Source organism: Phenylobacterium sp., assembly GCF_031425575.1.
Lineage (GTDB): Bacteria > Pseudomonadota > Alphaproteobacteria > Caulobacterales > Caulobacteraceae > Phenylobacterium.
The window spans coordinates 1-13,184 of the sequence record NZ_JANPJP010000359.1 but is presented as its reverse complement, the minus strand read 5'-3'; the positions used below and the strand labels follow the sequence as shown (position 1 = coordinate 13,184).

Annotated in this window: 13 protein-coding genes and 1 pseudogene; 7 read left to right on the top strand and 7 right to left on the bottom strand. The window is 65.5% G+C overall.

Going from position 1 to position 13,184, the window contains the following annotated elements:
- The 3 genes and pseudogenes from RMO97_RS20200 to RMO97_RS20190 all read left to right on the top strand — a co-directional run.
- A pseudogene (locus tag RMO97_RS20200) lies at positions 1 to 404 on the top strand (hypothetical protein); the annotation flags it as partial.
- Entirely contained in the window at positions 401 to 745 is a 345-nt protein-coding gene (locus RMO97_RS20195; RefSeq protein WP_310542802.1) for a circadian clock KaiB family protein, read from the top strand. The pseudogene RMO97_RS20200 and the gene RMO97_RS20195, both read left to right, overlap by 4 nt.
- Positions 732 to 2,321 carry an HWE histidine kinase domain-containing protein gene (locus RMO97_RS20190; RefSeq protein ID WP_310542801.1) on the top strand — a complete coding sequence of 530 codons (1,590 nt, stop codon included), beginning with the start codon at positions 732 to 734 and terminating at the stop codon, positions 2,319 to 2,321. Before RMO97_RS20195 ends, RMO97_RS20190 begins: the two co-directional genes overlap by 14 nt.
- A 174-nt stretch (positions 2,322 to 2,495) precedes the next feature.
- Here RMO97_RS20190 and RMO97_RS20185 read toward each other — a convergent pair whose 3' ends face one another.
- The 3 genes from RMO97_RS20185 to RMO97_RS20175 form a co-directional block, all read right to left on the bottom strand.
- On the bottom strand, positions 2,496 to 3,077 hold the full coding sequence (locus tag RMO97_RS20185) for a chemotaxis protein CheB (protein WP_310542800.1): 582 nt from the start codon (positions 3,075 to 3,077) through the stop codon (positions 2,496 to 2,498).
- Between the two features lie 127 nt (positions 3,078 to 3,204).
- Positions 3,205 to 3,588 carry a response regulator gene (locus tag RMO97_RS20180; RefSeq protein ID WP_310542799.1) on the bottom strand — a complete coding sequence of 128 codons (384 nt, stop codon included), beginning with the start codon at positions 3,586 to 3,588 and terminating at the stop codon, positions 3,205 to 3,207.
- Positions 3,581 to 7,045: a CheR family methyltransferase gene (locus RMO97_RS20175; RefSeq protein WP_310542798.1), complete on the bottom strand. Its 3,465-nt coding sequence runs from the start codon at positions 7,043 to 7,045 to the stop codon at positions 3,581 to 3,583. The genes RMO97_RS20180 and RMO97_RS20175 overlap by 8 nt, the downstream gene beginning before the upstream one ends.
- 288 nt (positions 7,046 to 7,333) lie before the next feature.
- Between RMO97_RS20175 and RMO97_RS20170 the strand changes: the two genes are divergently transcribed.
- Together RMO97_RS20170 and RMO97_RS20165 are read left to right on the top strand one after the other, a co-directional pair.
- Positions 7,334 to 7,546 (top strand): hypothetical protein, encoded by a 213-nt coding sequence (locus RMO97_RS20170; protein ID WP_310542797.1) that lies wholly within the window; start codon positions 7,334 to 7,336, stop codon positions 7,544 to 7,546.
- A 101-nt stretch (positions 7,547 to 7,647) separates the two neighbouring features.
- Positions 7,648 to 8,187: an HD domain-containing protein gene (locus tag RMO97_RS20165; RefSeq protein ID WP_310542796.1), complete on the top strand. Its 540-nt coding sequence runs from the start codon at positions 7,648 to 7,650 to the stop codon at positions 8,185 to 8,187.
- 156 nt (positions 8,188 to 8,343) lie between these two features.
- Here RMO97_RS20165 and RMO97_RS20160 read toward each other — a convergent pair whose 3' ends face one another.
- On the bottom strand, positions 8,344 to 9,732 hold the full coding sequence (locus RMO97_RS20160; RefSeq protein WP_310542795.1) for an AMP-binding protein: 1,389 nt from the start codon (positions 9,730 to 9,732) through the stop codon (positions 8,344 to 8,346).
- Positions 9,733 to 9,778: 46 nt separating this feature from the next.
- Between RMO97_RS20160 and RMO97_RS20155 the strand changes: the two genes are divergently transcribed.
- The gene (locus tag RMO97_RS20155; RefSeq protein WP_310542794.1) at positions 9,779 to 10,474 is read left to right on the top strand and encodes a glycosyltransferase family protein; all 696 of its coding nucleotides are present in this window, start codon (positions 9,779 to 9,781) and stop codon (positions 10,472 to 10,474) included.
- Positions 10,475 to 10,481: 7 nt separating this feature from the next.
- Here RMO97_RS20155 and RMO97_RS20150 read toward each other — a convergent pair whose 3' ends face one another.
- The 3 genes from RMO97_RS20150 to pseH all read right to left on the bottom strand — a co-directional run bounded on the left by RMO97_RS20150 (position 10,482) and on the right by pseH (position 12,525).
- A complete protein-coding gene (locus RMO97_RS20150) occupies positions 10,482 to 10,949 on the bottom strand; it encodes a hypothetical protein (RefSeq protein ID WP_310542793.1) in 468 nt (155 codons plus the stop codon).
- Between the two features lie 62 nt (positions 10,950 to 11,011).
- Positions 11,012 to 11,725, bottom strand: coding sequence for a hypothetical protein (locus RMO97_RS20145; protein ID WP_310542792.1), 714 nt, complete (start codon positions 11,723 to 11,725; stop codon positions 11,012 to 11,014).
- A gap of 245 nt (positions 11,726 to 11,970) precedes the next feature.
- Positions 11,971 to 12,525, bottom strand: coding sequence for a UDP-4-amino-4,6-dideoxy-N-acetyl-beta-L-altrosamine N-acetyltransferase (gene pseH, locus RMO97_RS20140; RefSeq protein ID WP_310542791.1), 555 nt, complete (start codon positions 12,523 to 12,525; stop codon positions 11,971 to 11,973).
- A 54-nt stretch (positions 12,526 to 12,579) separates the two neighbouring features.
- Between pseH and RMO97_RS20135 the strand changes: the two genes are divergently transcribed.
- A partial coding sequence (locus RMO97_RS20135) for a phytanoyl-CoA dioxygenase family protein (RefSeq protein WP_310542790.1) occupies positions 12,580 to 13,184 on the top strand: 605 nt, incomplete at its 3' end.

Here is a 13,184-nt window from a genome sequence, read left to right as displayed (position 1 = left end):
ACGACCTGCAGGCCAACGGCGAACGCAACCGCGGCCTGTTCGTGCTCAAGGCCCGGGGCATGAGCCACTCCAACCAGATCCGCGAATATCTGCTCGGGAGCGGCGGGGTGACCCTGATCGAGCCCTATGTCGGGCCGCACGGGGTGCTGACCGGCAGCGCCCGCATCGTGCAGGAGGCGCAGGAAGAGGCCGCGGCCCTGGAGCGCCTGGACGAGGTCAACCGCCGTCACCGGGAGTTCGACCAGAGGCGCAACGCCGCCGAGCGGCAGATCGCCGAGACCCGCGAGGCGCTGGAGCGGGAAGAGGCCGAACTGCTCGCCCTCGAGAACGTCGATGAGCGCAAGGAGAAGGTGCTCACCGCGAGCCGCTTCGCCGCCGCGACCCGCCGGGGGTCATCGCTGTGACCACCGCCCCGGAGACACCCGCCGTCGCCGAACCCGACGCCACCTCCAAGCACGTGCTCAGGCTCTACGTCACCGGATCGACGCCGCGCTCGACCCGGGCGATCGACAACCTGCGCCGGGTGCTCGAGAGCGAGCTTCCCGACAGCTATGACCTGGAGGTGATCGACGTCTATGAGCACCCCGAGGCGGCGGCGGAGCACCAGATTCTCGCGGCGCCGACCTTGATCAAGCTGATGCCTGAGCCGGTGCGGCGGATCATCGGCGATCTGTCTGATACCGAGCGGGTGCTGCGCGGCCTGGACCTGACGGCACGAGACGGACGCGCCGATGGTGGAAAATAGCCTGACCTCCGAGCGCCCGACGCTGTCGCAGGCGCGCGAGATCTCCGAGCTTCGGGACCAGCTGGCCGAGGCCCTGGAGACCCTGGAGGCGATCCGCAACGGGGAGGTGGACGCCGTCGTCGTGGGCGGCCCCGACAATCGCCGGGTCTATACGCTGGAGACCGCCGATCGCTCCTACCGCCAGCTCATCGAGCAGATGACCGACGGGGCGCTGATGATCAGCCAGGAGGGCGACGTGCTCTATGGCAACCGGGCCCTGGCCGACATGATGGGGGCGCCCGCCAGCCGCCTGACCGGCGCCCAGTTCGCCACCTTCGTGACGCCCGACTCCTCGGCCGATTTCCGGCGCCTGCTGAAGAACGGCGGCAGGGCCGAGCTGGTTCTGACCCGCGCCGACCGGGCGGAGACCTTCGTGGCGCAGCTGTCCCTCACCCGGACCGACCCCGGCGACGGCGGGTTCCTGTGCGGGGTGCTCACCGACCTCACCTCCACCTACAGCCAGGCCCGGGAAATCGCCGAGGCCAAGTCGGCCCTGGCCGTGGAGGCCGCTCACCGGGAGAGCGACGAGCGCTACCGGCTGATCCTGGAGGGCGCCAGCGACTACGCCATCATGGCCACCGACCTGGATGAACGGGTGACGATCTGGAACGCCGGCGCCCGTCAGATCCTGGGATGGGATGCGACAGAGCTGATCGGTCGGCGCTTCCCGGCCATCTGGACCCTGGAGGACAGGGCGGCGGGCGCCGAGGCTCACGAACGGGCCGATTGCCTGGCGAGCGGGCGCTCGGAGGTGGAGCGTTGGCATCTGCGCAAGGATGGCGCGCCCTTCTGGGCCCACACCCTGATGATGCCGCTGCGCAAGGATGACGGCCGGCTGATCGGCTTCCTCAAAATTCTTCGCGATCGGACCGAGCAGCGCGCGGCGGACGAGAGGCAGAACCTGCTGGTCAACGAACTCAACCACCGGGTCAAGAACACCCTGGCCACGGTCCAGTCCATCGCCACCCAGACGCTGCGCTCCGCACCTTCCGCCGAGCAGGGCCGCGCCGCTTTGGAGGAGCGGTTGCTCGCGCTCTCGAAAGCCCACGATGTTTTGACGCGCGAGAGCTGGGAAGGGGCGGAGCTGAGCGAAATCGTGGCCTTGGCGGTCTCCCCCTACCTCGGCTCGGACCCCGCCCGGATCGTCACGGGCGGCCCCAGCATTCGCTTGACGCCGCGCATGGCCCTGGCGATCGCCATGGCCCTGCAGGAGCTGGCGACCAACGCCGCCAAGTACGGAGCCCTGTCGCTGCCGGCGGGCCGGCTGAGCATCGAATGGACTCAGGACGCCGACCTAATCCGGCTGCGGTGGGAAGAGAGCGGCGGACCCCTGGTTGTTCCGCCTCTACGCCGCAGCTTCGGCTCGCGCCTCATTGAACGCAGCCTCTCGGCGGAGCTGGGGGGCGAGGCGGCGATCACCTTCGCACCGACGGGGGTCATTTGCCTGATCACCGCCAGGGTGGGGACGGCAGGCATGGGCCCAAGCGGGACCTTGGCCTGGTCTCCGAAGGGGTATGTTCCGGTGGATCTCGACTGAAGCTCTCCCGGCGGCGCCTTGGTGGGCCGCTAGACTTCGGCGTTCGGGGACAGGAGCAGCTGTCCCCAGGACTGCCGGGAACGGGTTCTCGGGACAAGCCGAGGATGACGGTTGAGGGGTTGGGAGTTCTCGGGGCGAGCCCGGCGCCTGTGCGGCGGGCTCGGCGAGGCGTCGTCAGCTGATGGCCGGGTCCCCGTCGGCGATACGCCGGATTTCCTGAGCGATCTCTTCGGGCGAAAGGATGAAGTCGATGCAGCCACTGTCGATGGCGCTCTGCGGCATGTCAGGTTGAGCGGCCGTATCGAGCTTTTGGGCGATCGTGATACCCCCGACCTCCTTAATGCCGCACAACGCGGCCGCGCCGTCTCCGTCATAGCCCGAGACGATGACCGCGATCAGCTGGCCGGACCAGTTCTCCGTCAGCGAGCGAAGAAAGACCGTAATGACGTCAGGCCAACCCCTTGGCTTGGAAATCGGCTTCAGTCGGAACTCGCCGTTCAGAACATGGAGATCCCGTTTCTCCGGGATGATGAACACGCAGTTCGGGCGAACGTCCAACCGCTCTGAAATCAGCTCCACGGGCATAGACGTGTAGCGCGGAAGAATTTCGTGCAGCTTGGTCGAAACGGTCCGCAGGTGATTTACGATCACGATGGCGACGCCCAGGTCGGACGGCAGATTTTTCAGCAGGCGCATATAGGCGTCGAGGCCGCCCGCAGAGCCGCCGACACAGACGATGGGGAAGTCTTTCGCCATTGCAGAACCCACCTACACACCGCCGACATAGGCGTGCCGGCGCCGAGCATCTCCGACAGCGGGCCTCGCGCAGCCGGACATCTTGGGAGTCAGCGCCGCGCATTTCGCAAACATGTTCGGCGCTTTCCTATTGACCGGAATTTACGGCCCTGGAGCAGAGCTCTCGGATTTCTTCGACCAATTGCGCGCTCGTGAAGGGCTTGGGAAGGCGGGGCTGTTGGTGCAGTCGCACCGGCAGCGTCTCGACGCGATAGCTGCTCAGCAGCAGGACGGGCAAGCCACGCTTCAGGAGTATGTCAGCGACAGGGTAGGAATGGCCGCCAATGATGTTGATGTCGAGGATCGCGCAACCGAGGGTCGCGAGTGTCGCCAGGTCCAAGGCTTCATCGAGCTCAGCAATCGGCCCGACGACTTCATGCCCAAGCCCCTGAACGGCGTCCTCTATGTCCATTCCGATCAGAGGCTCATCCTCGACCACGAGCACACGCAATCTGGCTGCACCATCAGTCATGGATAGGCGTCTTTGAAGCGGCTGGGGAAACGATGCGGCCGATGTCGTCGGTGAACGGCACCGAGATTTCACACCGAACCCCCTCTTCAAGGAATTCGCGGTTCACCTTGGCCTTCAGCCCTCTCACCAGGCTGAGCTCGATGAGCTTGGTGCCAAAGCCCCGCCGCGAGGGCGGAGCCACGGGCGGTCCGGCGGTTTCCAGCCACAGTATTTGAAGCTCAGGCTTCCCGCTGGCCTGGGTGACGCGCCAGGTCACGTCGAGACGCCCCTCCCCGGTGGAAAGCGATCCGTACTTGGCCGAATTGGTGACGAGTTCGTGGATCGCCAACGCCATGCTCAGATTGGCCTTTGATGTCAGCACCACGTCTTCCCCGGACATGGTGACGTTGGAGCGCTGCTTGTAGGGCTGCAGTTCTGTCGCCACGAGCCCGCGTAGCGAGCCTTCCACGCCGCCCAGCTCGGTCAAAAGGCCATGGGCCCGCGAGATCGCCTGTATCCGGCCTTCGATCTCCACCCCCGCTGCCTCAGCCGTACCCCCGGCCTTGAGGGTTTGCATGACCACTGACGAAACGACGGCCAGGATGTTCTTCACACGATGATCGAGCTCGGCCATCAGCATCTCGGCGCGCTCTTCAGCCAGCTTTCGCATGGCGATGTCGCGCGCCACGGCCGAGGCTCCGATGATGACGCCGTGCGCGTCGCGCATGGGTGAGATGTTCAGGGATACGTAGATGACCCGGTCGCCTTTGGTGACCCGGCTGATGTCGATGTCGGTGATCGGCTCGCCCTGCCGAAGGCGGAGCAGGTTGGACGGCCATTCATCGATCTGCGCATCGTCCAGCAGGGTCGACATCGGCTGACCGATCATCTCGCTCGCCGTGTAGCCGTAGATCTTTTCAGCGCCACTGTTCCAGCTGGTGATCGTGCCCTCAAGATCGTGGCTGACAATTGCGTCCTCAGAGGAGGCGACGATGGCGGCGAGGTGGGCCCGGTCCCGCTCAAGCCTCTTGCGGTCGGAAATGTCGATGAGCGTGATGACGACACCGTCGATGACATTGTTCAGGTCGCGATAGGGCTTCACGCGGACCAGATATGTCGCCGCGCCGTCCTCCGACTCCGCTTCGCGTTCGATCGATCCCAGGTCCCGCAGCACTGTGGCGATGTCCTGGGTCAGGGCGGAGCCTGCCAGGCGGGACGAGAAATCGCTGATCAAGCGACCTTCGTCGCCCTCCCGAACATTGAAGATCTCGGTGATCGCCGGGGTGAATCTGCGGATATGGGATCTGTTGTCGAGGAATAGGGTGGCGATCGAAGTGCTGTCGAACAGGTTTGCGAGGTCGCTATTGGATCGCACCAGGCTATCTGCCCGGGTGTTGAGCTCGGCGTTGACCGTCTGCAGCTCTTCATTGATGGACGACAGCTCTTCCTTGGAGGTCTCCAGTTCCTCGACCGTCGAATGCAATTCTTCGTTGACGGATTGAAACTCCTCATTGGAACTCTGCAGTTCCTCGTTGGCCGTCTCCAGTTCCTCGGTGATGGTCTGCAGCTTCTCCCGGGCGGCGATCAGTTCGCTCTGCTCGGGATCTGTCGACGCCATGGCGGAAACAGGCTTTTCGGCGACGACTTGTGAGGCGCCCAACGCCAGCTCCTGGAACGCCAGCAGCAGACAGCGCTGCCCTCCGACCGGCTCGGCCATCGGTTCAGCGATCAGGTTGATGGTGTTGGGCTGGCCGCCGACCTGGAAGGTGACGTGCTCCTGGGCCGGTCGTTGCTGTTCGAGCGCCTTGCGGATGAGGCTGCGAACGGGGGACCGCAACTGGGCGTGCAGCATCCTGAAAAGGTTCAGGCTGGCCCCGCCGCTCATGGGTTGCAGAAACTTCTCGACCGGTCCCGAGAACCGCTGGATCTCGTGCTGGCCATCGAAAACGATATAGGCCGGCGCGTATTGCGCCATCATCCGGGCCGCCTGCGCGTCGATGCTGTCGGGCTCAGCGCTTTGCTGAGGGGGAGAAGGTGGGCTCATGCGACTACTTGGTTTTGGGCGCGGGATTTCGGCGGTGACGTCGAGCCGCTTGAACATTTTGCTACGCTTGTCGAACGTCTTGAACAGACGCCCACTCGCAGCGATGGTCTCTGAGGGACCAAGCCAAAGGAGGCCATTGGCCTTTAGTCCATAATGGAAGGTTGCAATGACCCGTTGTTGTAGCGGGGACTCAAAATAGATGAGCAGGTTTCGACAGGAAACCATGTCCAGCTTCGAAAATGGCGGATCCTTGACCAGGTCATGGGTTGAGAAAACGCACATTTCACGAAGGTGCTTGGCGACGCGATAGCGCTCACCTTCTCTCAAAAAGTTCTGCTCTAGCCGGGCAACAGTAATATCGGCCTCAATTGAATCAGTAAAGACGCCAGCTCTGGCGACGTTGATCGCACGATCATCGATATCGGTGGCGAAGATCGTGACCTTTCTTGAGGACTCCGCGTGCGCCAGCGCTTCCCGGAACAGGATGGCGAGGGAATAGGCCTCCTCGCCCGTGGCGCAGCCGGCGACCCACACCCGGATGGGTTCGTCCGCCCCGCCGTTGGCGATCAAGCCCGGCAAGACGTTCTCCGCCAAGGCTTCGAACATGGCTGGATCGCGGAAGAAACGGGTCACCCCGATCAGGATTTCCCGAAACAGGAGTTCAGGTTCATTTGGCAGGGTCCGCAGCTGGGCGATGTATTCCGCGGGGTCATTGACATGGAGCACCTGCATTCGCCGACGAACCCGGCGCATCATCGTGCTGGACTTGTACTGCCCAAAATCGCGGCCCAGCCGGCTGTTGAGCACCGCGCAGATGGTCATCAGGTAATTGACCCGGCCGGACCCGGCGGTTTCATCAAGGCCATGGATCGCCTCGCGAGATTTGAAGTCTCGATATTCCAGCAGGCGCGCCGGCATCTCCTCGGGTTGGAGGACGTAGTCGACAAACCCGCCCGCGGTGGCATTCTGCGGCATTCCGAACTTCGCGCTGTGGTCGAACGCCGCTTCGCTGAGCGTCAGGCCTCCCGCTTCCTTGATCGCCTCGATCCCCGCCGTTCCGTCGTTCCCATAGCCCGACAGGATGATCCCGACCGCGCTGGCGCCCTGATCCTCGGCCAGGGAGACCAGGAAGGTGTCGATGGAGGACCGCCGCGCCGTCGGGCTCTCCGGGAGGGCGACGCGCAGGACGCCGCCCTCGATCTTCAGGATGGCGTTTTGAGGAATCACCGCGACGGTGTTCGGGGCGGCGACCGTTCCGTCGGAGGCTTGCACCACGGGCATGGCGGTGCACTCGCCAATGATTTCGGCCAGGGCGCTATTGTAGTCCGGGTCCAGGTGCTGGATCAGGACGAAGGCCATGCCGCTATCAGCCGGCATCTGCGAGAAAAAGGCTCGGAAGGCTTCAAGGCCGCCCGCTGAGGCGCCGATGCCCACGATCAGATGGCCCAGAGGCTCCGCACCGTCTTGCGCGGGGCCGTCGCCCGAGCTTGGCTTTGCGGTCGACGGGGGGGTCGCCACAGCTTCGCCGCCTGGAGATGATCGACGCTTCGCCATGCCTATCAGTCGGCCTGTATCGCCCGCCGCGCAATGGTCATGCTTCGAATGTCGATGACGCCGCCGGATATTAGGCGATCCGGCCTAGCGGTCGCGATGAGCAGGGTTGTGGGACACGAGCCCCTGCCGTGAATTCTTGTGAAGACCAGCGGCCGCGATGAGCAGGCGATGCTGATCGAGGCCGACCCGGAGCTGTTCAGCCGGCCGGCCTATCTGTGGCCGTCCGGGTGGGTGGGGATGAACCTGGTCAGCCCGTTCGTGGGGTTCGTGAGGTTCGTGGTCAACCGGATGGGCCTCGATACCCGCACGGTCGAAAGAATTGGGACCACGAACCACACGAACCACACGAACGGGTGGGCCCACTCCAACCGCCCGGCATGAATCTGGGTCCGGCCTTCGCCGGGATGAGCGGAGTGATCGGGTCTTGGTCCTTGGGCGGATGCCGGGTTACGATCGGCCCAACGAGATCAAGGGAGAGCCAGATGTTCACGGACATGCGCCAGGGAACCCAGGAGCACTGGAAGGTGATCGGCGGGGAGCACCGCGTCCACCAGCAGACCACCGCGCCGATGCAGATCATGGACACCCTGCGCCGGCTGGAGCCCATGGAGCTGGGCTTCGCCGCCAACCAGCTGACCCACAGCCTGATGGCCGGCACCCTGGCCCGCCGCGACGGGGCCACCGACGAGGAGGTCGTGGCCGCCCTGTGCCACGACATCGGCAAGGTGCTGTCGATCCCCAACCACGGGCCGATCGCCGCTGAGATGCTGAAGCCCTATGTGAACGACGACATCTACAAGGCCATCTACTGGCACCAGGATTTCCAGGGCGCCTATTATTACGAGTTCATGGGCAAGTCGGGGACCCTGCGGGAGAATTTCCGCGACGAAAGCTGGTTTTCCATGGCCGAGAAGCTGGTGGACCGCTGGGACGCCCCGGCCTTCGACCCCGGCTTCGACGTCGACAGCCTGGAGAGCTTCGAGGACGTGGTGGTGAAGGTGTTTTCGTCGCCGAAGCGGTAGGGCGGCGGTGAAGCCGGAGACCTTCGCGTATGTGGCGATGGCTTTCGTGATGGCCTACGTCGCCCTCCACAGTTACCGCGAGATGCAGGCCGGTCGCTGCTTTTCGGGCCGCAGCTGGAAAGAATGCCGGCCGGCGGCGGCCTCGCCGCTGCGTCCCTAACTGAACGTCCCCGCATAGGTCGCGCGCAGCAGGTTCTTCTGCACCTTGCCCATGGCGTTGCGGGGCAGGTCATCCACGAAGAAGATGCGCTTGGGCGCCTTGAAGGCCGCCAGCCGCTCCCGCAGCGTGGCGATCATGGCGGCCTCGTCGCCCGAGCCGATCACGACGGCGGCCACGGCCTCGCCGAAGTCGGGGTGCGGCAGGCCGATGACGGCGCTCTCGGTGACGCCCTCCAGCTCGTCGAGGATCAGCTCGATCTCCTTGGGATAGACGTTGTAGCCGCCGCAGATGATCAGGTCCTTGGCGCGTCCTGAGATCCAGACGCGGCCGTCCGCGTCCTGGCGGCCCACATCGCCGGTCATGAACCAGCCGTCGGCGGTGAAATCCTCGGCGGTTTTCTCGGGCATGCGCCAGTAGCCGGAGAAGACGCTGGGGCCCTTGATCTCGATGACGCCGGTGGCCTCGGGCCCGCCGATGCGCAGGTCCACCCCCGGCAGGGGATAGCCGACGCTGCCCGCGACGCGGTCGCCCGCCAGGGGGTTGGTGGTGATGATCACCGCCTCGCTCATGCCGTAGCGCTCCAGGATCCGCTGGCCCGTGCGCTGTTCGAACTCGGCGAAGGTCGACTCCAGCAGGGGCGCGGAGCCGGAGATGAACAGGCGCATGTGGGCGGCGGCTTGCTGCGTGAAGCCGGGATTGGCCAGCAGGCGGGTGTAGAAGGTGGGCACACCCATCATCACCGTGGACTTGGCGAGGCCCGCCAGCACCGGGGCGTCCTCGTATTTCGCCAGCCAGACCATGGGGGCGCGCGCCAGGAAGGCGCAGTGCAGGGCCACGAACAGGCCGTGCACGTGGAAGATCGGCAGGGCGTGCAGCAGGACGTCGTCGCCGGTGAAGCCCCAGGCGTCGGTCAGGGCCGTGGCGTTGGCGTAGAGGGCGCCGTGGGTCAGCATCGCCCCCTTGGACCGCCCGGTGGTGCCGCTGGTGTAGATGATGGCGGCGAGGTCGTCGTCGGCGCGGGGGACTGTGGTGGTGAGCGGGGTGTAGGTGGCGGCCTCGGCGGCCAGGGCGACGGCGTCCTGAACGAACAGGGCCCGCTCGGCGTCGGTGAGGAAGTAGTCCACCTCGCTGGCCGTATAGGCGGTGTTGAGCGGCACGAAGACGGCGCCGGCCTTGAGCGTCGCCAGGTAGAGCATGACCGCCTCGGGGGTCTTTTCGGTCTGCACCGCCACCCGGTCGCCGGGGGCGACGCCCTTGGCGATCAGCAGCGCGGCGATCCGACCCGCCCCGGCCGCCAGCTCGCCATAGCTGATCTGGCCGTCGGGCAGCAGGAAGCAGGGAGCGTCGGCGGGGAAGCGGGCGGCGAGGCGGTCGTAAAGGTTCATGGCCGCCAGCCTACCGCGACGCGGGCGGCCCCGTTAAGGTGCTCCGATGATCCTAGGCATAATCCAGGCGCGGATGAGCTCGACCCGGCTGCCCGGCAAGGTGCTGGCCGATGTGGCCGGCGTCCCCATGCTGGGCCGCCAGGTGGAGCGGCTGCGGCGCTCGCGGCGGATGGACGAACTGGTGCTGGCCACCAGCGACCAGGCCAGCGACGACGCGGTGGCCGACTATGCCGCGCGGCTGGACCTGACGGTGGTGCGCGGCGACCTGACCGACGTGCTGGGACGGTTCGGGCTGGCGCTGGACGCCTTCCCGGAGGCGGCCACCGTGGTGCGGCTGACCGCGGATTGTCCGCTCACGGATTGGCGGGTGCTGGACGCGGTGATCGAGTCCCACGCGGCGACAAGGGCCGACTATGCCAGCAACACCCCGCAGGTGCGCACCTATCCCCACGGCCTGGACGTCGAGGTGATGACGGCGGCGGCCCTGCGCACCGCCCTGAGGGAGGCTGTCGACCCCTATGACCGCGAGCACGTGACGCCGTTCCTGTACCGCAATCCACAGCGGTTCCGTCTCGAGTTCCTCTCCCAGACCCCGTCCCTCGCCCACCTGCGCTGGACCGTGGACCACCCGGCCGACCTGGACTTCGTGCGCCACGTCTACGGGACGCTGCACGCCGCCAACCCGGATTTCGGCATGGCGGAGATCGCGGCGCTGGAGTGGAACGGTTCTAAGGCGGTCTGATCGCGCGTCAGTAGGCCTTGAAGCTGTCCAGCCCCAGCAGTTCGGGAAGGCTGGCGATATCCTTGGCGCGGCGGACCTGCGCGAGCAGCGGCGCCAGCACATTGTCGGACTCGTCGTACTGTCCGTAGTCCTCGGGAAAGGCCTCCAGCATGGCGCAGGCGCGCGCCTTGACTTCGTCGAGCGACAGCGGTTCGAGCGCGTCCAACTCATGCTCGATGCGCGATTGCGGCGTGGCGAACAGGAGAATCGACAGAGCGCTCTTCAGCAAGGTCTCGGCCCGACCGGTTCGGGTGACGGATCGGACGATCCACCGACGACCATCGGCGCCGATGAGCTCCATCCCGAGCTGCATGTTGTCCTTGAGCGTGCGCGGCCCACAGGAGGTAAGGGTGTCCAGATCCTTGAACGCCCACATCTCAAGGTCGGGGGTAAACCCGACGACCGGAAACTGAAAGCCTGCTTCTGCTGTCTTCATCTGCGCCCCCACTGCGGAACGTAGAGGGAACAACGAATCCAGATTGGGTGCAAGGGGGGCGATCAGCGCCGCGGCGAAGGTGGCTTGCCGTCGCCATCTGACGATCGGTGGACATTCTCCACGATGTCGGCAGTGTAGCTCGCAAGGGCGGTCGGCGCCGCCTTCATCCAATCGGTGGTTCCGTACCAGACTCGCCGAATGGGATCGTATCTTGGCTTTCCCATCCAGCTGCCCGTAAGCCGTCGATGCTGCTCCACCGGTAGCACCTTCAGCAGAGCATAGTGGTTGCGCCAATCTTGAGCGCTCCGGCTGGTCCCCTTGAGCGGGACCGTGTGATGAATCTCTTGGCCTTTCCCGGCTAGGCCAACTCTACGAATCTTCTTGGCGGCCGCTCCGGCGGTGACAGAACCCTTCTTGAAGGCGCCGATCCCCTTGCTGGCGGCTTTCAGCCCCTTAACGGCGAACCCGACCGGCAGGGCGTCTCCGACCGCCATCAAGCCGTTGAAAGCCGCTCCGCCGTAGTCCCCGTCCTGAAGGTCGGCGACCGCCTCCCAGGCAGGCCCGACTACCGGAATGAACGACTGAGCTAGATTTGGACGTCGGATATCGGGGCCGTCCTGGAAACTTTGAAGAGCGTCTTGGGCCAGATCGAGAGGCGAACGAAAGTCACCATCCTCCGCCTCCCGCTTCGCTCTTAACCTGTCCATTTCCTGGTCGTACAAATCGCCGGCAGGATCCGGCACGGTGCGCGATTGACCGCGTGGCGCTAGGGCCATCTTCTTCTCCGTGAATGGGAATGGAGTTCACACGCGTCCCCGCCCTCAACGGGCGGAGGCTCTGCCTCTAACGACGCGCAGGAACAGGATTCAAAGCGCGTTCTTGCTGCAGCCATTGTCCGCCGAGGCGGGTGGCGAGGCGCAGTGATTTCGCACCGACGAACGTCTCACGGAGGGGCTGTTTCGTCAAGAACAAATAGAGAACAAATTCTCCGACCTAAGAAGCCACTGTTCGAGCGGCAGGCTCAGATCACGAACCCCCGCGCCCGCAGGCGCTCGACGCTGGCCTCGCGGACCTTGGCCCAGTCGGCGGCCAGCAGGCCCAGGCCCACCACGTCATGGGCCGCTCCGCCTTTCCAGATGTGGTCGCGGTAGAGGGCTTCGCGGTGGAAGCCGAAGGACTCGTGCATCTTCCAGACGGCCTCGTTCTCCAGCAGCACTTCGCAGCAGAGTTTGTTGAGGCCAAGGTCGCGGAAGACATGGTCGAGGACGAAGACCTCAACGAAGGCGCCGACGCCCTTGCCGCGCACCGAGGGGCTGGCGAGATAGTAGGCCCAGGCGGCCTTGCGGTGGGGGATGGAGATGTCGGCGAGGTTGGCCAGGCCCACGGGCTCGCCGTCCAGTTCGATGATCCAGTACTTGCGGGTGGCGTCGCCCGCGATCCCGGCGAACCAGCGGTCGTGCTCGGCGCGGCTGATCTCGTGATCGGAGTACATCCAGCGCGCCACCTCGGGCAGGTTGCGCCAGGCCAGCAGGCGGTCACTGTCATCGGGGGTCAGGTCGCGCAGGCGGACGGTCATGGCGTCTCCGGAGATCGGCGCCTAAGATCGCCCAAAACGCCGAGGGAGCAAACGATGGTTGCAGGCCATATCGAGCGCGTGAAGCGCGACGGCTACACCATCGTCGAGAACGCCATTCCGGCCGACCTGGTGGAGGCGCTGAACGACACCCTCTTGCGGCTCGAACGCGAGCTGGGCGCCAAGCCGGCGATGAACGGCTTCGAGGGCCACCGCACCGTGCGGATCTATAACCTGCTGGTCCACGACCCGGTGTTCGCCCAGGTCCCGGTGCACCCCGCTGTCCTGCCCATCGTCGAAGGCGTGCTGGACGAGGGCTGCCTGATCTCCTCGCTCTCCTCCATCGCCATAGACCCGGGCGAGCGCGCCCAGCCGATCCACGCCGACGACCAGGTGATCCCCCTGGCCAAGCCCCACGCGCCGCTGGTGTGCAACTCCATGTGGGCGCTCACCGACTTCACGGAGGCCAACGGCGCGACGCGGTTGGTTCCCGGCAGCCATCTCAAGCCGAACCCGGAATATGGCGGCGCCTACGACACCATCGCGGCGGAAATGCCCAAGGGCTCGGTGCTGATCTGGGACGGCGCCCTGTGGCACGGCGGCGGGGCCAACCAGACCGAGACGCGGCGCACCGGCGTCGCCATGAACTATTGCGCGGGCTT

Bases quoted from the DNA above. Each gene is read 5' to 3' on its own strand.
- RMO97_RS20190 (WP_310542801.1), top strand. From the start codon at position 732: ATGGTGGAAAATAGCCTGACCTCCGAGCGCCCGACGCTGTCGCAGGCG.
- RMO97_RS20185 (WP_310542800.1), bottom strand. From the start codon at position 3,077: ATGGCGAAAGACTTCCCCATCGTCTGTGTCGGCGGCTCTGCGGGCGGC.
- RMO97_RS20180 (WP_310542799.1), bottom strand. From the start codon at position 3,588: ATGACTGATGGTGCAGCCAGATTGCGTGTGCTCGTGGTCGAGGATGAG.
- RMO97_RS20170 (WP_310542797.1), top strand. From the start codon at position 7,334: ATGCTGATCGAGGCCGACCCGGAGCTGTTCAGCCGGCCGGCCTATCTG.
- RMO97_RS20165 (WP_310542796.1), top strand. From the start codon at position 7,648: ATGTTCACGGACATGCGCCAGGGAACCCAGGAGCACTGGAAGGTGATC.
- RMO97_RS20160 (WP_310542795.1), bottom strand. From the start codon at position 9,732: ATGAACCTTTACGACCGCCTCGCCGCCCGCTTCCCCGCCGACGCTCCC.
- RMO97_RS20155 (WP_310542794.1), top strand. From the start codon at position 9,779: ATGATCCTAGGCATAATCCAGGCGCGGATGAGCTCGACCCGGCTGCCC.
- RMO97_RS20150 (WP_310542793.1), bottom strand. From the start codon at position 10,949: ATGAAGACAGCAGAAGCAGGCTTTCAGTTTCCGGTCGTCGGGTTTACC.
- RMO97_RS20145 (WP_310542792.1), bottom strand. From the start codon at position 11,725: ATGGCCCTAGCGCCACGCGGTCAATCGCGCACCGTGCCGGATCCTGCC.
- pseH (WP_310542791.1), bottom strand. From the start codon at position 12,525: ATGACCGTCCGCCTGCGCGACCTGACCCCCGATGACAGTGACCGCCTG.